19 protein-coding genes and 1 tRNA gene are annotated in these 20,184 nt (G+C 68.5%); 15 read left to right on the forward strand and 5 right to left on the reverse strand.

What is annotated here, in order from left to right:
- Nucleotides 1-95, reverse strand: a tRNA-Sec gene (locus ACJH71_RS16165).
- 106 nt (nucleotides 96-201) lie between these two features.
- On the opposite strand from ACJH71_RS16165, the gene ACJH71_RS16170 reads away from it, so the two are divergent.
- The 4 genes from ACJH71_RS16170 to ACJH71_RS16185 are packed head-to-tail and all read left to right on the forward strand — an operon-like array spanning nucleotide 202 to nucleotide 3,670.
- Complete coding sequence (locus ACJH71_RS16170; RefSeq protein ID WP_406759003.1) at nucleotides 202-1,107, forward strand: metal-dependent hydrolase; 906 nt, start codon at nucleotides 202-204, stop codon at nucleotides 1,105-1,107.
- A gap of 38 nt (nucleotides 1,108-1,145) precedes the next feature.
- On the forward strand, nucleotides 1,146-2,243 hold the full coding sequence (locus ACJH71_RS16175) for a PDR/VanB family oxidoreductase (RefSeq protein WP_406759031.1): 1,098 nt from the start codon (nucleotides 1,146-1,148) through the stop codon (nucleotides 2,241-2,243).
- Entirely contained in the window at nucleotides 2,240-3,220 is a 981-nt protein-coding gene (selD, locus tag ACJH71_RS16180; RefSeq protein ID WP_406759004.1) for a selenide, water dikinase SelD, read from the forward strand. The genes ACJH71_RS16175 and selD overlap by 4 nt, the downstream gene beginning before the upstream one ends.
- 30 nt (nucleotides 3,221-3,250) lie before the next feature.
- Nucleotides 3,251-3,670 carry a hypothetical protein gene (locus tag ACJH71_RS16185; protein ID WP_406759005.1) on the forward strand — a complete coding sequence of 140 codons (420 nt, stop codon included), beginning with the start codon at nucleotides 3,251-3,253 and terminating at the stop codon, nucleotides 3,668-3,670.
- A gap of 16 nt (nucleotides 3,671-3,686) precedes the next feature.
- Here ACJH71_RS16185 and nrfD read toward each other — a convergent pair whose 3' ends face one another.
- Genes nrfD through fdh form a run of 3 tightly spaced genes read right to left on the reverse strand, consistent with a single transcriptional unit; the run spans nucleotide 3,687 to nucleotide 8,991 of the window.
- On the reverse strand, nucleotides 3,687-4,742 hold the full coding sequence (nrfD, locus tag ACJH71_RS16190; protein ID WP_406759006.1) for an NrfD/PsrC family molybdoenzyme membrane anchor subunit: 1,056 nt from the start codon (nucleotides 4,740-4,742) through the stop codon (nucleotides 3,687-3,689).
- On the reverse strand, nucleotides 4,739-5,701 hold the full coding sequence (locus ACJH71_RS16195) for a 4Fe-4S dicluster domain-containing protein (protein ID WP_406759007.1): 963 nt from the start codon (nucleotides 5,699-5,701) through the stop codon (nucleotides 4,739-4,741). The genes nrfD and ACJH71_RS16195 overlap by 4 nt, the downstream gene beginning before the upstream one ends.
- Nucleotides 5,701-8,991 (reverse strand): formate dehydrogenase, encoded by a 3,291-nt coding sequence (gene fdh, locus ACJH71_RS16200; protein ID WP_406759008.1) that lies wholly within the window; start codon nucleotides 8,989-8,991, stop codon nucleotides 5,701-5,703. Before fdh ends, ACJH71_RS16195 begins: the two co-directional genes overlap by 1 nt.
- 89 nt (nucleotides 8,992-9,080) lie before the next feature.
- Here fdh and fdhD point away from each other — a divergent pair, with 89 nt between their 5' ends.
- Complete coding sequence (gene fdhD, locus ACJH71_RS16205; protein ID WP_406759009.1) at nucleotides 9,081-9,905, forward strand: formate dehydrogenase accessory sulfurtransferase FdhD; 825 nt, start codon at nucleotides 9,081-9,083, stop codon at nucleotides 9,903-9,905.
- Nucleotides 9,906-10,060: 155 nt separating this feature from the next.
- Nucleotides 10,061-11,329: a hypothetical protein gene (locus tag ACJH71_RS16210; RefSeq protein ID WP_406759010.1), complete on the forward strand. Its 1,269-nt coding sequence runs from the start codon at nucleotides 10,061-10,063 to the stop codon at nucleotides 11,327-11,329.
- On the opposite strand, the gene ACJH71_RS16215 is transcribed toward ACJH71_RS16210, so the two are convergent.
- Nucleotides 11,326-11,868 (reverse strand): hypothetical protein, encoded by a 543-nt coding sequence (locus ACJH71_RS16215; RefSeq protein WP_406759011.1) that lies wholly within the window; start codon nucleotides 11,866-11,868, stop codon nucleotides 11,326-11,328. The genes ACJH71_RS16210 and ACJH71_RS16215 overlap by 4 nt on opposite strands.
- 105 nt (nucleotides 11,869-11,973) lie before the next feature.
- Here ACJH71_RS16215 and ACJH71_RS16220 point away from each other — a divergent pair, with 105 nt between their 5' ends.
- The 9 genes from ACJH71_RS16220 to eccB all read left to right on the forward strand — a co-directional run.
- Entirely contained in the window at nucleotides 11,974-12,420 is a 447-nt protein-coding gene (locus tag ACJH71_RS16220; RefSeq protein ID WP_406759012.1) for a hypothetical protein, read from the forward strand.
- Nucleotides 12,417-13,193 (forward strand): hypothetical protein, encoded by a 777-nt coding sequence (locus tag ACJH71_RS16225; RefSeq protein WP_406759013.1) that lies wholly within the window; start codon nucleotides 12,417-12,419, stop codon nucleotides 13,191-13,193. Before ACJH71_RS16220 ends, ACJH71_RS16225 begins: the two co-directional genes overlap by 4 nt.
- 115 nt (nucleotides 13,194-13,308) lie before the next feature.
- On the forward strand, nucleotides 13,309-13,608 hold the full coding sequence (locus ACJH71_RS16230) for a PE family protein (protein WP_406759014.1): 300 nt from the start codon (nucleotides 13,309-13,311) through the stop codon (nucleotides 13,606-13,608).
- A gap of 10 nt (nucleotides 13,609-13,618) precedes the next feature.
- A complete protein-coding gene (locus tag ACJH71_RS16235; RefSeq protein ID WP_406759015.1) occupies nucleotides 13,619-15,211 on the forward strand; it encodes a PPE family protein in 1,593 nt (530 codons plus the stop codon).
- A gap of 222 nt (nucleotides 15,212-15,433) precedes the next feature.
- Nucleotides 15,434-15,727 carry a type VII secretion protein EsxS gene (locus tag ACJH71_RS16240; protein ID WP_406759016.1) on the forward strand — a complete coding sequence of 98 codons (294 nt, stop codon included), beginning with the start codon at nucleotides 15,434-15,436 and terminating at the stop codon, nucleotides 15,725-15,727.
- 34 nt (nucleotides 15,728-15,761) lie between these two features.
- Nucleotides 15,762-16,049 (forward strand): WXG100 family type VII secretion target, encoded by a 288-nt coding sequence (locus ACJH71_RS16245; RefSeq protein WP_406759017.1) that lies wholly within the window; start codon nucleotides 15,762-15,764, stop codon nucleotides 16,047-16,049.
- A gap of 97 nt (nucleotides 16,050-16,146) precedes the next feature.
- The gene (locus ACJH71_RS16250) at nucleotides 16,147-17,046 is read left to right on the forward strand and encodes a class I SAM-dependent methyltransferase (RefSeq protein ID WP_406759032.1); all 900 of its coding nucleotides are present in this window, start codon (nucleotides 16,147-16,149) and stop codon (nucleotides 17,044-17,046) included.
- 275 nt (nucleotides 17,047-17,321) lie between these two features.
- Nucleotides 17,322-19,154 carry a type VII secretion AAA-ATPase EccA gene (gene eccA, locus ACJH71_RS16255; protein WP_406759018.1) on the forward strand — a complete coding sequence of 611 codons (1,833 nt, stop codon included), beginning with the start codon at nucleotides 17,322-17,324 and terminating at the stop codon, nucleotides 19,152-19,154.
- On the forward strand, nucleotides 19,151-20,184 hold a 1,034-nt coding region (eccB, locus tag ACJH71_RS16260), incomplete at its 3' end, for a type VII secretion protein EccB (RefSeq protein ID WP_406759019.1). The genes eccA and eccB, both read left to right, overlap by 4 nt.

The raw sequence follows: 20,184 nt of genomic DNA on the forward strand, positions 1-20,184 counted from the left end.
TGGCGGAGGCGGACGGGAATCGAACCCGCCAGGCCGAGCTACTCGGCCTCACCGGTTTTGAAGACCGGGGAGCCCACCAGGACTCAGACGCCTCCGCTGATCAACCTAAACCTTCAGCCGATCTTGGCGTGACAATGCCCGCTCACCGCAGAAAAACGCACCGAAATCGTGGGTAGCATGACCCCGAAGGAGGCCGTGACTATGACGAGCCAAACCAAGCCGGCGGTGGGCGGGCACACCTATGAGCCGGCCGGCGTGGAGATCCACGCCCGCAATGTCGAGTTCGACTGGTCCCAGACCCCGCTGCACTGGATCAAAGGCGAGCCGGTGGCCTCCGATGTGGTGAGCATTCTGCACCTGATCCTGCCCGAGGGCGAGCGCTGGTTCTGCGAGGTGTTCAACGAGGCGCTGCCGTACGTCAAAGACGAGGATCTGGCGCGGGCCATGCGCGGCTTCATCGGCCAGGAGGCGATGCATGCCGAGTCGCACGACAAGGCGGTGACCGAGTTCCTGGAAGCGCGCGGCGTCGATACCGGGCCCATACTGCGGCAGTTCGAGTACTTGTTCCGCAAGCTGCTGGCGCCGCGCAGCCAGCGGTTCGCCCGCACCCGATACAACGACATGGTGCAGCGGCTGTGGCTGATCGCGGCGATCGAGCACTACACCGCGATCCTGGGCGACTTCGTGCTGAACTGCTCGTGGGACGACTACGACGTCGACCCGACGATGGCCGACATCTGCCGCTGGCACGGTGCCGAGGAGATCGAACATCGCTGTGTGGCACACGATGTGGCGAACTACTTTCACCCCGGCTACCTGAACCGGTGCCGAGCGATGGTGGTTGGCCTGGCCTATCTGGTGTTGATGATTCACCGGGCGATCGGATTCATGTGCCGCTCCGACGCCACCATCAGCCATTCCTATTTCTGGCTGTGGCGTCAGTACCTGCGCGGGTCGCGGCGCAACATCCTGCCCCAGCTGCGGCAGGTGCTCAAATACACCTTCGTCTACTTCAAGCCGTCGTTCGACCCCGCCTCCATCGGCTCCACCGCGCAGGCCGTCGCCTACCTGGCGACGTCGCCGGCAGCACGGAGGGCGCGGCGTTGACGTCAGGGCACGACGCCGCGGGATCACGATTCCGGCCGCTGGGCGAGATTCCGGCCGACATTCCACCGCAGCTGTACGGGCGGTGGCGCCACGACCCCCTGCTGCGGGTCTCGAATCTGCTGGCCAAGATCGCGTTCCCGGCGTTCAGCGTGTTGATGCGGCGCTGGAAACTGGCCGAGCCGGATCGCACCCGCGAGTTGCGGGTGGCCCGACGCGAGATCGTCGCGCACGACAAAGATGTGGTGGCGCTGACCCTGGTCGCCATCGACGGCAAGCCGCTGGCCCGCTGGACACCCGGCGCGCACCTGGACCTGCTACTGCCCTCGGGCAAGATGCGGGAGTACTCGCTGTGCGGGGATCCCGCCGACTCCGACAGCTACCGCATCGCGGTGCGCCGCATCCCCGACGGCGGTGGGGGGTCGATCGAGGTGCACGACACGTTGCAACCGGGCACCACTGTCACGATCAAGGGTCCCCGCAACGGTATGCCGATGGCCGTTCCCGGTTTCGGTTCGCCGGCGCAGCGTCTGCGGTTCGTCGCCGGCGGTATCGGGATCACCCCGATCCTGCCGATGATGCGCGCCGCCGAGCGCCTGGGTCTGGACTGGTCGATGATCTACACCGGCCGTTCGGCCGACACCATCCCGTTCATCGATGAGGTGCAGCAGTTCGGCGACAAAGTGGCCGTCCGCACCGACGACACGCATGGGCTACCGACGGCCGCCGATCTGATCGGCGATGCGCCGGTGCCGACGGCGCTCTACGCGTGTGGCCCGCCGGCGATGCTCGAGGTGCTCCGCCAGGGCCTGATCGGCCGTACAGACGTGGAGCTGCACTATGAACGGTTCTCTGCCCCACCGGTTCTGGATGGCAAGCCGTTCACCGTCACCCTCGCCAAAACCGGCACCGTCGTCCCCGTCGACGCCGAGCAGACCGCGTTGGCAGCGATCCTGCAGGTCAACCCGGCTACCCCCTACTCGTGCAAGCAGGGATTCTGCGGCACCTGCCGGGTGCGGGTGCTCGACGGGGAGATCGACCACCGAGATCAGACCCTGACCGATACCGAGCGTGCCAACGGCGACATGCTGATCTGCATCTCCCGTGCTGCCGGCGACCACCTCATCATTGACGCATGACCGAACTGCGATTGACCGGCTACGCCCACGGCGGCGGCTGCGCATGCAAGATTCCCCCCGGTGAGCTGGAGGAGGCGGTACGCGGCCTGACCGGGCAGTCCGGGAAGAACGTTCTGGTGGGCCTCGACGACGGCGACGACGCTGCGGCCGTACTGGTCCGCGACGACCTCGCGGTGCTGTCCACCGCGGACTTCTTCACCCCCGTCGTCGACGACGCCTACGACTGGGGCCGGATAGCCGCCGCCAACGCGCTCTCGGACATCTATGCGATGGGCGGGCGCCCGGTGGTCGCGATCAACTTGGTCGGCTGGCCGCGGGAACGGCTGCCCCTGGAGTTGATGACCGAGGTGTTGCGCGGCGGGCTGGCGGTGGCCGAGCAGGCGGGCTGCCCGGTGATCGGCGGCCATTCCATCGACGATCCCGAACCCAAATACGGCATGGCGGTCACCGGGGTAGCCGACCCGACCAAGCTGCTGCGCAACGACGCCGCGCGGCCTGGCCTGCCGCTGACCTTGACCAAGCCGCTGGGAGTGGGACTGCTCAACAACCGGCACAAACGCACCGGCGAGGTGTTCGACGAGGCGATCGCGACCATGGTCGGGCTCAATCGAGACGCCGCCGAATCCGCAGTGTCGCTGGGGGTGCGGGCGGCGACCGACGTCACCGGCTTCGGGCTGCTCGGCCACCTGTACAAGATGTGCCGCGCGTCGGGGGTGGGTGCGGTGCTCGACGGATCCGCGGTGCCACTGATCGCCGGCGCACGCGAAGCCCTGCGCGATGGCTACGTCTCCGGTGGCACGCGCCGCAACCTGGACTGGGTGCGTCCGCACCTGCGCCCCGGCCCCGGGGTCACCGAGGACGATCTGCTGCTGCTGGCCGACGCCCAGACCTCCGGGGGCCTGCTGGTCGTCGGCGAGTTGCCCGGCCACCCCGTGATCGGACATACCGTGGCGGCCAGCGGAATTGACATCCTATGAGGGGGAACTCTGATAGGTTCCTCGATCACCATGAACCTTTCTCGGCGCGCCGTTCGCAACTCGTCCCGCGCGGCGGCAGTGTGCGCTGCCGCAGTCATCACCGCCGGTCCCGCATACGCTGATCCGCCGTTGCTCAACGGCGAATACCAGGGCGGTGACCAGGAGTTCGCCTGGACGATCGCAACCAGCTGTAGTCAGGCCGACTGCAACGGAACGGTGTCCAGTAATCAGGGCTGGACCAGTCCCATGAGCCTGGTCGACGGGCACTGGCAGTTCAGTGTCACCAAGCCGGACGGGGGGATCTGCGCGGACGGCAACTATGCACCGGCAATCATTCGGGTGTCGATCGACCCGGTATCGCTCGGCGGCGTGGTCACGACCAGCTCCGATGGCGAATGTCCGGGAAGTGCGCTGTCCTCCAGGCCCTTTCAGCTACACCAGCTCGGTTGAGACATTCCGGCAGGTCCTAATCAGCCGTGGTGATCGAATCCCCGGTGATCCCCGCCGCCTGGCGCTCCGCCAGCCGGCGCTTCTGCGGCTCGATGGTGTATCGCGGGTCCTTCGCCGAGGCCATGCCGGCTTCGAACACCCCGAAGCGGGTCAGCGCGGAGGCGCCCAGCAGCGCCAGCCCCGACAATGCCGCCACACCGCGGTGACGCCCGCCCAGGAGCGTCCCGATACCTCCGGCGATCGCCAACCGTTCGCTCCAGCGCAGCATCGCCCCGGCCCGGCCCTCGTGTAGCGGTTCCGCTGCGATCGGGTCCATCCGGTGCTCCATGGCCCGGGTGGCAATGACATCGCCGAGCACCCCGAGCACGGCCAATCGGCGGGCCGGCCCGGCCTCACGCACCGGGGTGGTCAGCATGGCCAAGCCGCCCGAGGCCAGGCTCGCCGAGCTGACGAACACGAACGGCAAGTCGCGGTGCGCGCCGTGCCAGGTCGGGGTCGCGGTGTCGCCCAGCAACACCGCGGTATAGACGGCCAGCGGCGCCGCGAACACCGCGGCCTCCAAGCCGGCCGGCCCCTCTGCCGCCTGCAGCACGCCGCGTAGCGGGCCCAGCGGTAATCGCTTTCCGGTCAACCGATCCAGCTCGGCGGCCGCCGCCACCGACGTGCCCGCGCCGAACCCCGACAGGATCCACGAGCCCAGGCTCATCGGCGACGTCAGCTTGATGGTGCGCAGCATGTTGACGAAGCGCTCCGGACGGCCGAGGTCGCTGATCAGGGCCGCCGCACTCAACACGATCGCCCCCAGTGCGGCCAGCCGGGAGTTGCGCCGCAACACTTTTCGTCCGGTCAGCTGGGCGCCGGCGGCCAGCAGACCGGATCCCCCCGCCACACCGCCGAGAAACAGGTAGGCGGCGATCTCGTGTGACCACGGTGCGGGTTTGACCACCGGACGGCCGTAGTAGGAGCTGAACTGCACGTCGGGGACCATCGGCATCTCGCGGCCACCGTCACCACCGCCTCGGCGTCGGCGCCTGCCGCCGCCGCGGCGCGGACCATCGGACACCACGTTCATGAGCGTCCCCCGAGGAAGGCGACCGCCGCGGCGGCAAGCATGCCCGCCGCGGCCAGCGCCGATCGCTTGAACATCGTCGGCAGGTCGGCGGTGCCCACCCGCGGGTCGGGCGGCAGCCCGTACACCTCCGGCTCGTCGAGCAACAGGAAGACCGAGCCGGTGCCGCCGACACCGTCATGCTCATTGGCGCCGTAGAGCCGGGCCTCGGTGCGGCCCTGGGCATGCAGCTGGGCCACCCGCTGCCGGGCCCGCTGCACCAGGTCATCGTGATCACCGAACCGGATGGACTCCGTCGGGCAGGTCTGCGCGCACGCCGGCGGCTGGCCGTCGACCAGCCGGTCGTAACAGAGTGTGCACTTCTGGGCGACCCCGGTGTTGGGCACCGGTTCGGGGGCGCGGGCACTCTTCGGCGCGGCGGTGCCGTCGGTGCGACGCTCGATCACCCCGAACGGGCACGCCGGCACACAGTTGCCGCAGCCATTGCAGACGTCGGCCTGCACCACCACCGTGCCGAACTCGGTGCGAAACAGCGAGCCCGTCGGGCACACGTCCAGGCACCCCGCGTGCGTGCAGTGCTTGCAGACGTCCGAGGACATCAGCCAGCGGAACTGATCGGTGTCGGGAGGAGCGACATCCGCCGTCTCGCCGGGCATCTTCGGCAGACCCAGGCTGATCAACTGCCGGCCGGATTCGCGGGCCTCCTCGATGCGGTCACGGTTCTGCTCGATGAACGCCACATGCCGCCATGTGCTGGCGCCCAGCGCACCGGTGTTGTCGTAGGACGAGCCGAGCAGCTCCAGCGGGCCGTCCTGCGGGTTGTGGTTCCACTCCTTGCACGCCACCTCGCAGGCCTTGCAGCCGATACAGATCGAGGTGTCGGTGAAGAACCCCTTGCGTGGGTGTTGCGGCGACCACCGGGCGTCGGCGGCGGGGTCGGTCGGTCCGGACAGTTGGCCCATCAGTCCCGCCCTTCTGGATCGACAGCGGCATTGCCGGTCTCCGGTGTTGTGCCGGAACGGCTTTGATATTCCGAGATCAGGCGCAGCAGCGCCTCACCGTGCGGCCGCCGGCCCGGTTGGATATCGCATGAGCCGGCCTTGGACTCCTGGATCTGCACGTTGGGGTCCAGGGTCACCCCGAGCAGATCGTTGGCGGCGTCGCCGCTGACCACCGCGTCGCCGCCGACCCCCCAGTGGTAGGGCAGCCCGATCTGGTGCACCGTGTGGCCGCCCACGATCAGTGGCGTCATCCGGTCGGTCACCAACACCCGGGCCTCGATCGCCGCCCGCGCCGAAATGATGGTGGCCCAGCCGAAGTTCTCCAGACCCCGTTCGGCGGCCAGCGCGGGGGAGACCTCGCAGAACATCTCCGGCTGCAGCTCGGCCAGGTACGGCAGCCAGCGGCTCATCCCGCCGGCGGTGTGATGCTCGGTGAGCCGGTAGGTGGTGAACACGTAGGGATAGACATCGGCGCCCGGCTCGCCGGCGCTGGGTGCCGACAGGTTGTCCTTGCGGGGGAACGTGATTCGGGCGGGGTTGCGCTGTTGACGATAGACGGCGTTGGCGACCGGCGACTCCTGCGGCTCGTAGTGGGTGGGCAACGGCCCGTCCACCACGCCCTTGGGTGCGAACAGCCAGCCCTTGCCGTCGGGCTGCATGACGAACGGGTCGTCGCCGGCCAATGCATCCGGGCCGCCCAACGCTGGATCCGGTCGAGCGCCCGGCGCGCGATCGACCACGAAGTCGGGCACGTCCTTGCCGGTCCAACGGCCGGCCGCCGCATCCCACCACACGTAGCGTTTGCGTTCGCTCCACGGCACCCCGTCCGGGTCCGCCGACGCGCGGTTGTAGAGGATCCGCCGATCGGCCGGCCAGGCCCAGCCCCACTCCGACTGGTTAGGGCTCGGCCCGCCGCGCGGTACACGGCGGGCGGCCTGGTTGACGCCGTCGGCGTACACCCCGGAATAGATCCAGCAGCCGCCGGCGGTGGAACCGTCGGCGCGCAGCTCGGTGAAACCCGAGACACAACGACCGGCATCTGGACCGGTGAGCTGATGACCGTTGATCTCGGCCAGCACGAACTCCGGATCGGGATCACCGTGGGCGTCGACCGGGTAGTCCCAGACCAGGTCCAACAGCGGTCGGTCCCGCGGATCAGTCGACCCGGCGAGGTGAGCACGAATTCGGTTGCCCAGCTTGATGAAGAACTCCAGCTCACTGATGCAGTCCCCTGGCGGGGCGACGGCCTGATGGCGCCATTGCAACAGGCGCTGGGTCTGGGTGAACGTCCCGGCCTTCTCAACGTGGCTGGCCGCCGGCAGGAAGAACACCTCGGTCTCGTTGTCTTGCGCGCGCAGCTCGCCGGAGGCGATCTCCGGGCCGTCCTTCCACCAGGTGGCCGACTCGATCAGGTTCAGGTCCCGCACCACCAGCCACTTCAGGTGCGACATGCCCAACCGTTGTTGACGGCCGTTGGCCGAACCGACGGCCGGGTTCTGGCCGAGCAGGAAATAGCCCTCCACTTCGTCGTTCAGCATTCCCGTCACGGCCTGGTAGGTGCCGTGCGGTCCGGTCAGCCGGGGCAGGTAGTCATAAGCCCAGTCGTTGTCGGCGGTCGCGGCGTCCCCCCACCACGCCTTGAGCAGGCTGACCAGATACGCGTCGGCGTTGGCCCAAAAGCCCTTCTGGCTCTTCGATCCAACGCGGTCCAGGTACTGGCGCAGGGTGTCGTCGCGCCCAGCCTTGGGCATCGGCAGATAGCCGGGCAGCATGTCGTAGAGCGTGGGGATATCGGTGGAGCCCTGAATGCTGGCGTGCCCGCGCAGCGCCATGATCCCGCCGCCAGGCCGGCCCACGTTGCCCAACAGCAGCTGCAGGATTGCCGCGGTGCGGATGTACTGGGCGCCCAGGGTGTGTTGCGTCCAGCCCACCGCGTAGGCGAAGCAGGTGGTGCGTTCGCGCCCCGAGTTGGCCGTGACCGCGGCCGCCAGGTAGTCGAACATCGTGGTGTCGATACCGCAGACGTCGCGGACCATTTCCGGTGTGTAGCGCGCGTAGTGCCGCTTGAGGATCTGGAAGACCGTGCGCGGGTGCTGCAGCGTTTCGTCGCGTTGCACGCGGGCGTGGTCCAGTGCCGGGCCACCGCTGCCGAGCGTCTCACCGACCGAGCGCGCCGATGCGCTGGCGCCGTGCTCATGGCCGCCCCCGGGCGAGCCGATGTCCTCCTCGTCGACTCCTCGACTTTGGTACGCCCAGCTCGACGGGTCGTACTGCCCGGTCTGCGGGTCGAAGCCGGAGAACAACCCGCCCAGGTCCTCGGTGTCGCGGAAGTCCTCGCTGACCAGCGTCGCGGCATTGGTGTAGGCGAGCACGTAGTCACGGAACCACAGGTCGTGGGTGAGCACATGGTTGATCAGGGCACCCAACAGCACCACGTCGGAGCCGGCTCGGATCGGAATGTGCTTGTCGCACACCGCCGACGTGCGGGTGAACCGCGGGTCGACGTGGATCACCACCGCGCCGCGGGCTTTGGCCTCCTCCACCCACTGGAACCCCACCGGGTGGCACTCGGCCATGTTCGAGCCCTGGATGACGATGCAGTCGGCATTCGCCATGTCTTGCAATGTTTGCGTCGCTCCACCGCGACCGAAGGAGGCTCCCAGACCGGGAACCGTGGCGGAGTGTCAAATACGAGCTTGGTTGTCGACCTGTATGACGCCCGCAGCGGTGAAGAGTTTCTTGATGATGTAGTTCTCTTCGTTGTCGAGCGTCGCGCCGCCCAGCGAGGCGATGCCCATGGTGCGCCGCAACGGCCGGCCGTCGGCATCGTGGTCCTGCCATGCGTTGCGCCGCGAAGCGATGAACCGCTCGGCCACCATGTCGATGGCGGTGTCCAGCTCCAGCGGCTGCCACTGCGTGGCGCGGGGAGCCCGGTAGAGCACGGTGATCTGCCGGCCGGGCGAGTTGACCAACTGTTCGCTGGCCGACCCCTTCGGACACAGGCGCCCACGTGAGATCGGTGAGTTGGGATCGCCCTCGATCTGCACGACCTTCTCGTCCTTGACGTAGACGCGCTGGCCGCAGCCGACCGCGCAATACGGGCAGACGCTGCTCACCACGCGGTCGGCGGTAGCGGTTCGCGGCGCGATACTGCGGGTGCGTTCGGAGGTGACCGCCGGCCCACGGCCGAACACGTCGCCGGTGCGCAGTTGCCGGATTACCGGCCACTCCAGGAATTTTCGCTGAACCATTCCTGCAGCGTAGTCCCGTGGTGTTCGCGCGACGCGCTGTTCCGCGGCAACCGGGCGCGTATGAGAACCCGACCCGGGATGATGGAGCGATGAGTCGGATAACGCAGCGTCGGCGGGTCAGCCGCCTGGTCGCAGGGGATGCGACGCAGCGGCCCGAGACGCTGGCGGTGGAGGAACCACTGGAGATCCGGCTGGGCGGCGTCCCGCTCACCGTCACGATGCGCACACCCGGTTCGGATATAGAGCTGGCGCAGGGTTTTTTGCTCTCCGAGGGCATCATCGCCGGGCGTGACGATGTGGTGAGCGCGCGGTACTGCGGCGAGTCGGCGACCCCCGACACCTACAACGTGCTCGATGTGACGCTGGCGCCGCATGTGCCGCCCCCGGCGGTGGACATCTCCCGCAATTTCTACGCCACCTCGTCCTGCGGGATCTGCGGTAAAGCCTCACTGGACGCGGTACGCCTTGCCAGCCGGTACCAGCCGGGCGACGACCCGGTCCATGTTTCAGCGGCGGAGCTGACCGCGATGCCCGATCAATTGCGAGCCGCGCAGGACGTCTTCGCCAGCACCGGGGGTCTGCATGCCGCAGCGCTGTTCGACGTCACCCACGGCGGCGCGATGTTGGTGGTGCGCGAGGACATCGGCCGCCACAACGCCGTCGACAAGGTGATCGGTTGGGCGCTCGAGCGGCACCGGATACCGCTGTCCGGGACGGTACTGCTGGTGAGTGGGCGGGCATCGTTCGAGCTGACCCAGAAGGCGGTGATGGCCGGGGTGCCGGTCCTGGCCGCCGTCTCGGCGCCGTCGTCGTTGGCGGTCGACCTGGCGGTCGAATGCGGGCTGACGCTGGTCGCGTTCCTTCGGGGTGACTCGATGAATGTGTACAGCCGGGACGACCGCATCGTCGGCTGATCGGCAGCTCGGCTACGCCGCGCAATCGCGAAAAAACCGGAGTGCATGGACCGCAATGGCGGACGATAACGGCTCATCCGTGTTGCTTTTTCGGTTTCAGGGATTAGTGTGACGAGACTGAGTAAACCCTGGTCGGAAACCCGAGGAGGTGCTCGATGGCCAGTCGCCGTCAGGACCGGAGTCGCCTGTTCGGCAGGCGTCTGAGCAGCGCCGGCGCCACGTCCGGAGCGTTCCTGATCGCCGCCGTAACGCCGATCGGCCTCGCGCCGACCGCACACGCCGATCTGTGGGATCTGTTCGTCGACCCGATCGCAGACGTCGTCGACGGCGGGCCGGCTGCCGACCCGTTCGGGGACTTCGGCGATCTGGGACTGGGCAGTGCCGAGGCCGGACCGCTGGACTTCTGGCAGTCGATCAACGACTCGCTGCAGGAATGGCTCGCCAGTGCTTCGGGCATGCAGCTGGCCGAGATGATCAACCAGCCGTTTGTGTATCTGTTCGGGCGCGACCTGATCGGCAACGGCCTCGACGACTTCACCGACGCCAACACGTCGCTGTTCGGCAGCTCGGGCATGTTCGGTGACCTCGGTGACGGCGGATTCCTGTTCGGCAACGGCGGGGCCGGGGCCGCGGGTGAGGCAGGCGTGAACGACGGGGTCGGCTGGGCGGGCGGCTCGGCCGGGATGTTCGGCGACGGCGGCGACGGTGGTGCGGGTGCGGCGGGCGCGGCGGGTGGTGCCGGCGGCGACGGCGGCAGCATGTTCGGCAACGGGGGCAATGGGGGCGCCGGTGGTGATTCCACCGGCATCGCGGTCCCCGGCGGTGACGGCGGCGCGGGCGGAAACGCCGGCTCCTGGTTCGGCAACGGCGGGAACGGCGGTGACGGCGGCCTGGGCTTGCTGGGCGTCCAAGGGGTGTCCGCTGGGGCCGGGAGCGCCGCCGGCAACGGTGGCGCCGGCGGTAATGGCGCATCTCTGGGCTACGGCAACGGTGGTAACGGCGGTGCCGGCGGCACAGGTGGCGACGGGGCCGCGGTGAGTGGCAGCGGAACCGGCGGCGGTGGCGGTGGTGGCGGCGGTGGAGGAGGCGGCGGAGGCGGCGGCGTCTCGGGCACCAATACCGCGGGCGGCAACGGTGGTCGCGGTGGCGCGGGCGGCAGCGCCGCCCTGATATCGGGCAACGGCGGCAACGGCGGTGACGGCGGCAACGGCGGTTACGCCGGAATCAGGGGGCCCGACAGTCCCGGGGGCCAGGGTGGCGCCGGTGGCCAAGGCGGCGCGGGCAGCATCGGCGGGAGCAACGGGGAAGCCGGCACCACCGGGAACACGCCGGGCAGCCATGGCGGCGGCGGTGGCGGATGCGTCCCCAACCCCGGTGGCGGCGGCCCGGGCGGCCCGGGCAGCGGTACCGGCTGTAACTCCTAGCGGGTTTGCGGGGCTGCCCAGTCGATCGCGGCGGCCATCACCCAACCGAGGACTCCGGCCACCAGGCCGAAGCCGAGGTGATACAGCGCCTTGTCGCCCAGGACCACCATGCTCGCATGGTGACCGCCGATGAGCCCCGTCGCAATCGGAACAGCAAGCGCGACAAGGTGTATCGGAGCCGCGGCCAGCGCGATCAGCCATCGGCGGCTTCGCACGGCCGGGTTGGTTGTCAGCAGGCAAAGGAACGCCGCGGCGCCCAGGTAGCGAACCCCGGCCCAGGGGCCGGGACCGGACTGCAGTAACACGGTGGCTGCCGTGGATGCCGCCCCCACCGCGAGCACCGTCTGAGGCCGTCGCGCGGTGAGGGCGACCGCTACCAGCAGGGTCAGCCACACCAGGCCGCGATGCCCCGGCAATCCCAGCGGCATCCGCATGTCGGACGCCCACGTGATCACCAGGGCCGCCGCGGCCGGGAAGACGACGTCGCGGGCCACGAGCAGGCTGGTCGGTCTCCGCACGGTCCACGGCATCACGGTCATCGCCTCAAGGTAGGCCTCGCCGACCGCGCTGCACAACCTCAGTTGAGGGTCAGATGGCTGTGTGGACACTTGAATACGTGGCGACGCCTGCTTACGGTCATGCACATGCGGTCATCTGCTGTGCGCCTGGTCGGGCTGGGTCTAGCGGCGCTTGTCGCCGGCGCTGCCGTGGCGGGGTGCGCCGCCGACTCCGATACCGACACGTCGACGGGGTATCGCCTGGTGATCCGGCAGGACGGCCGAGTGCTGGACGAGTTCGATCTCGCCCGGCTGGGTGGCCTGCCGCAGACCGAGATCGCCACGCCGCAATCTCACGGAAGTCCCGTGCAGCGCGGCCCAGCGGTGCGCGCGGTACTCGACGCCGCCGGGGCCGACGCGATCCGCAGTGTTCGAGTCGAAGGACGTGACCCGGCGCAGACACTGACCGCCGCCGAGCTCACCGAACAGGTCGTGTTGAGTTTCACCAAACGCGACACGCTCAAACTGGCCGGTGCCGAACTCGAGCGCGACCGGTGGGTTCGCGATGTCAGCACTGTGGTCGTCAACCCGTGACGGTTTTTGCCGGTGTCGATCTGCTGATCGGCATCGACGACACCGATGACCAGTTCAGTCCCGGTACCGGCCGGCGTGCCCGGGCGCTGTTGCGGGAGTTGGCCGCTGCCGGGCTGGGTAGCGAGGCCGGAGCCACCCGGCATCAACTCCTCGTCGACGACCGCGTCCCCTACACATCGCACAATTCCAGCGCCTGCCTGGCCTGGCGCAGCCCCGGCGCCGACCCGCACGCGGTGCGCGACCAGATCATCGACTTCGTCGCCGGATTCCTGGAACGGGTCTGTCCGCCGGCCGCCGATCCCGGTCTGGCGGTAGCGATTCCGGCGGATGTGCCAGACGTCGGCCCACTGGTGGAGTTCGGTGGGCGGGCCAAACGAGAAGTGCTGCAGCGGGCGCATGCCCGTCGCCTCGGCGATGAACTGGGTGTCCACGTGTCCGGGCACGGCGGCACCCACGACGGGGTGTTGGGGGCCTTGGCGGCGGTCGGTCTGCAACTCTCCGGTGACGATGGCCTGTTCATCACGCTGCCGGGGTTGGGGAATCTGCCCACCGAGGCGACCGTCGACGAACTGCTGGCCAGTGTGCCCATTGACGATGTCCGTGACGGCAGCGACCGCCGTCCGGCGCCGGGAGAAGTGATCGAGTTGGGCGACTGGGTTCGGCCCGTCCTGCTGCGGGGGCGCGCCGTGCTGCTGCTGGACCCGCCCGTGCGGTGCGCCGATGGCAGTCTTCGTTGGCGCACCGCACCGCGGTCGGTGGTCAAGAAGCATTGAGGTGTATCCGCAGTTACGGGAACGACAAGGGCTTGAGTAGGCATATCGTGACTGCAACTGCGTCATTATTCCGCAGGTAGGGTTGGCGACGTACCGGCCGGAAGGGGGTTCCGTCATGGTCCTGGATGTTTTGCCTGAGGGCTTGGCTGCGACAAGCGCGGCGGTCGAGGCGATCGCCGCGGCGCTGGCGGCGGCGCATGCGACCGCGGCTCCGTCGATCACCGCGGTGGTAGCGCCGGCGATCGATCCGGTGTCGCTGCAGGCCGCGGCGGAACTCAGCCTGCAGGGCAGCGCGCATGGGGCGGTCGCTGCGCGCGGTGCCGAGGTGTTGGGCCGCGCCGGGGCGGGGGTCGCTCAAGCCGGCGTCAACTACCAGGTCGCGGACACCACGGCGGCGTCGGTGTTCCCGCGATAGCGGTGTGGTGATGTCGGCCCCCGCCACCTGGATGGCGGCCCCGCCGGAGGTGCATTCGGCAATGCTGAGCACCGGGCCGGGGCCGGGGCCGCTGCTTGCCGCGTCGGCAGCCTGGGCGACGTTGAGCAGTGAGTACCTCGGTGCCGCAAGCGAACTCACCGCCGTCCTCGGCGATTCTCAGCAGGTCTGGGCCGGCCCAACCGCCGAGGCGTACGCGGCGGCGCATCTGCCCTATGTGGCCTGGCTGCAGCTGGCCGGCACGCTCAGCGCCCGGACCGCCACCCAGCACCAGGTAATCGCGACGGCGTACAGCAGCGCTCTGGCGGCCATGCCGACCCTCGCCGAATTGGCCGCCAACCACGCCGCCCACGCGGTGTTGGTGGCGACCAATTTCTTCGGGATCAACACCGTGCCGATCGCGGTCAACGAGGCCGATTACGCCCGGATGTGGACCCAAGCGGCCACCGTAATGAGCGCCTATCAGGCGACCGCCGAGACCGCGCGCAGCTTGGGACACACCAGCGGCAGTGCGCAAGCCGGAGTCGCGGCAGCCGGAGACGGCACGGGCGGCGGCGGTGGGGGAGGCAACGGCGGCAACAGCGGGGGCGGTGGCGGATCCTTCGACCTGCCGACGCCGGCCGAGATCTGGCAGATGCTCTTCGGGTCCGACGGTCAGCAGGTGCCCGGACAGGGCCAGCCCAACTGGAGTCCCGCGGAATTCCTGCAGAACCTGTCCAATTTCGTCAACGGCAGTGAGAAGGCGCTGGCCTGGCTGCAGCAGAACTTCCAAGGTGTGCTGACGCCCGCCCAGTGGTGGCAGCTGACGAGCTACTTCGTTGCATGGCAGACCTACCGCGCCGTCAACTGGACGCTACGCAGTCTGCGCTTCCTGCTGCAGCTTTCCCCGCTGCTGGCGGGCGTCGGGTTGAACCTGGCGATCGGCAGCCTGGCTGCGGTCGGACCGCCGGCCGGCCTGGCCGGCTTGGCAGGACTGGCCGGCGTCCCCGCACCGGCGGTCCCGGTGCCGGCCCCGGCTGCGATGTCACCGGTCATCCCCGGTGGCGCGCCGGCGCCGAACCCTGCGACGGTGCCGGCTTCGGCAGCGCCGGCAGCCCAGGCGGCGACGCTGCCCGCCCCCGCTGCCTCCGCCGGCGCCGCACCACCACCACCGGCGGCGCCCCCGCTGATCGGCACCGAGGGCACGTTCCACAGCTACCTGGTGGGCTGGCTTCCCTCGGCGCAGAACGCTGCCGGCAGGGCGGGCGCGAAGTCGGCCCGGCCCGCCGCGGGTGTTGCGGCCGCCGCGACGATAGGCGAACCAGCAACCGGCGCGGCGCGACACGGCGGCCGTCGGCGCGGCAGGCTGATCGACCCCGGCTACCGCTACGAATACCTCGAGGACGACGACCCGGGTCGCGAAGCGGGCGGTGTGTCGCAGGCCCGCTACAGCACAACGGGCTTCACGGGGACGCTCGGCAAACCCGGCGTGGCCCGGGCCGCCGGTCTGGCGGGGTTGACCGCAGACGCGTACGGCGCAGGCCCAACCCTGCCGATGTTGCCCACCTCCTGGGACGGCCAGGGCGAGGCCCCGCCCGCCGAATAAGTTAATCCGCATTCGCGGCTACTAATCAGATTAAAGGTACGTATAACGAGGTAAATGTCGTAGCATTGGTCCTCAGTTATTGACCGGACTGACTCCGCCGGCGTGCTGGTCCGGGAGTGCTGCAGCCGCTCTCAACGATGCGAGCAACAGGCGGTCACGGCCTCCATGGAACCCGAGCGGCGCGGGCCACGACTAATCGATAGTTGAGAGAGGAGCGCGGGGATGAGTTTGTTGGATGCGCATATTCCGCAGTTGGTGGCGTCGGAGTCGGCGTTTGGTGCCAAGGCGGCGTTGATGCGGTCGACGATGACGCAGGCGGAGCAGGCGGCGATGTCGGCGCAGGCGTTTCATGTGGGTGAGGCGGCTGCGGCGTTTCAGGGGTCGCATGCGCGGTTTGTGGCGATGGCGGCGCGGGTGAATGCGTTGCTGGATATGGCGCAGGTGAATCTGGCGGATGCCGGTAGCGCGTATGTCGCAGCAGACGCAGCAGCGGCTTCCGGTTACACCGGCGTTTAGGGATATCGGGGCCAGAAGAGAGGAGCGCAGTCTGATGTCGCAGATTATGTACAACTACCCGGCGATGTTGGCCCATGCGGCTGAGATGAATGGATATTCGGGCACGTTGCAGGCTGTGGGTGCTGATATTGCCAGTGAGCAGGCGGCGTTGTCGGCGGCGTGGCAGGGCGATACGGGGATGACGTATCAGGCGTGGCAGGCGCAGTGGAATCAGGCGATGGAGGAGTTGGTGCGGGCCTATCACGCGATGGCCACCACGCATGAGACCAACACCTTGATGATGAACGCGCGCGACACCGCCGAAGCCGCCAAGTGGGGTTAGCGGAGCGCAAGCTCTGGCCTGTCATGGCCGGTTCCGGCCGCATTCGGCGGGCCTTCCAGCGCGCTCACGTCGGCGTAGGGTCCCTGGAATGCCTCTAATGCGTAGTGAAGGTGACAGCTGGGACATCACCACGAGCGTCGGTTCGACGGCCCTGTTCGTGGCCACCGCCCGGGCGCTGGAAGCGGCCAAACCCGACCCAGTGGCCGTCGATCCGTATGCGGAGTTGTTCTGCCGGGCTGCCGGCGGGGACTGGGCGGCCGTGCTGGACGGCAACCTGCCCGACCACGAGTTGTTGTCCAGTGAATTCGGGCAGCACTTCGTCAACTTCCAGGGTGCACGCACCCGCTACTTCGACGAATACTTCAGTGGCGTCATAGAGGCCGGGGTGCGCCAGGTGGTGATTCTGGCGGCCGGGCTGGACTCCCGTGCCTTCCGGTTGCCCTGGCTGGACGGAACAACGGTCTTTGAGTTGGACCAGCCGCAGGTGCTCGGCTTCAAGAGTTACGTGCTGTCGCAGCGCGGCATCCGTCCCACGGCCGAGCGGCGTGAGGTCGCCGTCGACCTGCGTGAGGACTGGCCCCGGGCGCTGCGTGACGCCGGTTTCGATCCGACGCGTCCCTCGGCATGGATCGCCGAAGGGCTGTTGATCTACCTACCTGCTGTTGCGCAGGAGCAGCTGTTCGCCGGTATCGATGGCCTTGCCGCTTCGGGCAGCCACGTCGCGGTCGAAGACGGCATCCCGATGCCTCCGGACGCCTATGAAGCCGCGGTGGCGGCCGAAGTCGAGGCAGGCGACGACACCCGCAACTTCCATCGGCTGGTCTACAACGAGCAGCATGCTCCGGCGGATCAGTGGTTCGGTGCTCGCGGCTGGACCGCGGCGGTGACACCCCTGGCGTCTTGTCTGCAGGGGTTGGGTCGCCCCGTGCCGGAGCCCGACAGCCCAGCCGGTCAGATGATCCTGCGGAACTCGCTGATGTGGGCAGTCAAGAAGTAGCGGCGGTCGGTGACCGCTGGGGGGTGAACCGTTGTGGAAGACGAAACCGGCATGCGGTAGCGTGCGGGATAATCGAAAATGATTTTCAATAAGGAGTCGGTGATGGGTTGGAACGACGTGGGCGTGCCGACGTCCCGTTTGTGGGCTGCGAAGCCGCCTGCGGGAGTGACGGAAGTCGCCTGTCGATCGTCTCGATCGATCTCGACAGTTAGCTTATGCAATGCTAACTTCAGCCGGGTTGGTGCAGTCAAAAACAGTGAAGGGGCGAGCCACGCATGAATAACGGTGATGCGGCTCTGCTCACCCCGCAACCACGGGTCGACGAGGAAACCGTCAGCCGGTTTGCCACCTGCTGCCGCGCCCTTGGCATCGAGGTTTACCAGCGGAAACGCCCTGCAGACCTGACGGCGGCGCGCGCTGGATTCGCGGCACTCACCCGGGTCGCGCATGAGCAGTGCGACGCCTGGATCGGCCTGGCCGCCGCCGGCGATCAGTCGCCGCGGGTGCTGGCCGCGATCTCGCAGACCGTCGCCGGCGCCGGCGCCCTGCAGCGGCGCCTGGATCTGCAGCAGGGTGCGCTCGGGTTCCACTACGACACCGGGCTGTACCTGAAACTGCGCGCCACCGAAGCCGACGACTTCCACCTCGCTCACGCCGCGCAACTGGCGATGGCTGGCCGGTGCGCCGAGGCGAACGCGGTGGTCGCCGAGATCGCCCAGCGGCGTCCCGATTGGAATGACGTTCGCTGGATGGCGATCGCGGTGAACCACCACGCCGGGCGCTGGTCGGACATGGTCAAGCTGCTGACTCCGATCGTCAACGACCCCGACCGCGACGAGTTGTTCACCCACGCCGCCAAGATCGCCCTGGGGATCGCCCTGGCTCGGCTGGGCATGTACGCCCCGGCGTTGTCCTACCTGGAGGAGCCGGAAGGGCCGATCGCGGTCGCCGCCACCGACGGGGCCTTGGCCAAGGGGCTGATCCTGCGGGCCCAAGACGATGAGGAATCCGCGGCCGAAGTGCTGCAGGATCTCTACGCCGCCAACCCGGAGAACGAGCAGGTTCAACACGCCTTGCTGGACCACAGCTTCGGGATCGTCACCACCACCGCGGCCCGGATCGAGGCTCGGACCGACCCCTGGGACCCCGACACGGAGCCGAGCGCCGAGGACTTCGTCGACCCGTCCGCCCACGAACGCAAGGCCGAACTGCTGGCCGAAGCCGAGCGCGAACTCGGCGAGTTCATCGGGCTGTCCGAGGTCAAGAACCAGGTGCAGCGGCTCAAGAGCTCGGTGGCCATGGAGGTGGTGCGCAAGCAGCACGGTCTGGCCGTCGGTCAACGCACTCACCACCTGGTCTTCGCCGGGCCTCCCGGGACCGGTAAGACCACCATCGCCCGTGTGGTGGCCAAGATCTACTGCGGCCTGGGCCTGCTGAAGAAAGAGAACATCAAAGAGGTGCACCGTGCTGACCTGATCGGTCAGCACATCGGTGAGACCGAGGCCAAGACCAACGCCATCATCGACAGTGCGCTCGATGGCGTGCTGTTCCTCGATGAGGCGTACGCGTTGGTGGCCACCGGCGCCAAGAACGACTTCGGGCTGGTGGCCATCGACACCCTGCTGGCGCGGATGGAGAACGACCGTGACCGGTTGGTGGTGATCGTCGCCGGTTACCGGGCTGACCTGGACCGATTCCTGGACACCAACGAAGGTCTGCGGTCGCGTTTCACCCGCAGCATCGACTTCCCGTCCTACCAGCCGCCGGAGCTGGTCGAGATCGCGCACAAGATGGCCGAGCAGCGCGACAGCCGTTTCGAGCAGTCCGCACTCGAAGACATGGAGGCGCTGTTCGGTCAGCTGGCCGAGGCGACGCACCCCGACGCCAACGGCGTGGCCCGGCGCAGCCTGGACATCGCCGGTAACGGCCGCTTTGTGCGAAACGTCGTCGAGCGCTCCGAGGAGGAGCGCGAATTCCGGCTTGACCATTCCGAACAGTCCGGCACCGGGCTGTTCACCGATGAGGAGCTCATGACCATTACGACCGAAGACGTTCGTAACTCGGTGGCGCCGTTGCTGCGTGGCCTTGGCCTGGAGGCCAAGGCATGAGCGCGGCCCAGTCCGACCGGTCCGATGACGAGCGGCGCTCGTTCGCCTCGCGTACCCCGGTCAACGAGAATCCCGACCGGGTCGAATACCGGCGCGGCTTTGTCACCAAGCACCAGGTCAGCGGCTGGCGTTTCGTCATGCGGCGCATCGCCTCCGGCGTAGCCCTGCACGACACCCGGATGCTCGTGGAGCCGCTGCGCTCCCAAGCGCGTGCAGTGCTGATGGGTCTGCTGGTGCTGGCCACGGTCGCGGGCGGCTGCTTCGTCTTCACCCTGATCTGGCCCAACAGTGCGGCCAACAACGACCCGGTGCTGGCAGACAAGTCCACCTCCGCGCTGTATGTGCGGGTCGGGGACCAGCTGCACCCGGTGCTGAACCTGACCTCCGCGCGGCTGATCGCCGGTCGGCCGGTCAACCCGACCGTGGTGAAAAGCACTGCGCTGGACAAGTTCGCCCGCGGCAACCTAATCGGCATTCCGGGAGCCCCGGAACGCATGGTGCAGAGCAGCGCCCGGGACGCCGATTGGACGGCGTGCGACTCGGTGACCGGTTCGACTGCAGGGGTCACGGTGATCGGCGGGCCGTTGGCCTACAGCGGTTCTCGCGCCGGTGCGCTGGACGCGCAGCATGCGGTGCTGGCCGACAACGGTGCCGGCGCCTGGCTGCTGTGGGACGGCAAGCGCAGTCGAATCGATCTGTCCGACCACGCCATCACCGGAGCCCTGGGTCTCGGCGAGCGCGGTTCGGCGGTGCCCACTCCGCGCTCGATCGCCACTGGACTGTTCAACGCGATCCCGGAGGCGCCCGCACTGGTGGCGCCGGTGATCCCCGGCGCCGGCGGCAAGCCGTCGTTCGACCTGCACGCGGCCGCGCCGGTGGGCGCAGTTGTGGCGGCACACTCCCTGGACGGCAACTCCGACGGCACCCTGCGCTACTACGCGGTGCTCGAAGACGGGTTGCAGCCGATTTCTGGTGTGGTGGCGGCGGTGTTGCGTAACACTGATTCGCAGGGTTTGGATCGGCCGCCGGT

Origin of the sequence: Mycobacterium sp. SMC-15, from assembly GCF_045310925.1 — a bacterium.
Classification (GTDB): domain Bacteria; phylum Actinomycetota; class Actinomycetes; order Mycobacteriales; family Mycobacteriaceae; genus Mycobacterium.

Bases quoted from the DNA above. Each gene is read 5' to 3' on its own strand.
- ACJH71_RS16195 (WP_406759007.1), bottom strand. From the start codon at position 5,701: ATGGGCCAACTGTCCGGACCGACCGACCCCGCCGCCGACGCCCGGTGG.
- ACJH71_RS16240 (WP_406759016.1), top strand. From the start codon at position 15,434: ATGAGTTTGTTGGATGCGCATATTCCGCAGTTGGTGGCGTCGGAGTCG.
- ACJH71_RS16220 (WP_406759012.1), top strand. From the start codon at position 11,974: ATGCGGTCATCTGCTGTGCGCCTGGTCGGGCTGGGTCTAGCGGCGCTT.
- ACJH71_RS16250 (WP_406759032.1), top strand. From the start codon at position 16,147: ATGCGTAGTGAAGGTGACAGCTGGGACATCACCACGAGCGTCGGTTCG.
- ACJH71_RS16230 (WP_406759014.1), top strand. From the start codon at position 13,309: ATGGTCCTGGATGTTTTGCCTGAGGGCTTGGCTGCGACAAGCGCGGCG.
- ACJH71_RS16245 (WP_406759017.1), top strand. From the start codon at position 15,762: ATGTCGCAGATTATGTACAACTACCCGGCGATGTTGGCCCATGCGGCT.
- ACJH71_RS16185 (WP_406759005.1), top strand. From the start codon at position 3,251: ATGAACCTTTCTCGGCGCGCCGTTCGCAACTCGTCCCGCGCGGCGGCA.
- ACJH71_RS16210 (WP_406759010.1), top strand. From the start codon at position 10,061: ATGGCCAGTCGCCGTCAGGACCGGAGTCGCCTGTTCGGCAGGCGTCTG.
- nrfD (WP_406759006.1), bottom strand. From the start codon at position 4,742: ATGAACGTGGTGTCCGATGGTCCGCGCCGCGGCGGCGGCAGGCGCCGA.
- ACJH71_RS16215 (WP_406759011.1), bottom strand. From the start codon at position 11,868: ATGACCGTGATGCCGTGGACCGTGCGGAGACCGACCAGCCTGCTCGTG.
- fdhD (WP_406759009.1), top strand. From the start codon at position 9,081: ATGAGTCGGATAACGCAGCGTCGGCGGGTCAGCCGCCTGGTCGCAGGG.
- ACJH71_RS16235 (WP_406759015.1), top strand. From the start codon at position 13,619: ATGTCGGCCCCCGCCACCTGGATGGCGGCCCCGCCGGAGGTGCATTCG.
- ACJH71_RS16170 (WP_406759003.1), top strand. From the start codon at position 202: ATGACGAGCCAAACCAAGCCGGCGGTGGGCGGGCACACCTATGAGCCG.
- selD (WP_406759004.1), top strand. From the start codon at position 2,240: ATGACCGAACTGCGATTGACCGGCTACGCCCACGGCGGCGGCTGCGCA.
- eccA (WP_406759018.1), top strand. From the start codon at position 17,322: ATGAATAACGGTGATGCGGCTCTGCTCACCCCGCAACCACGGGTCGAC.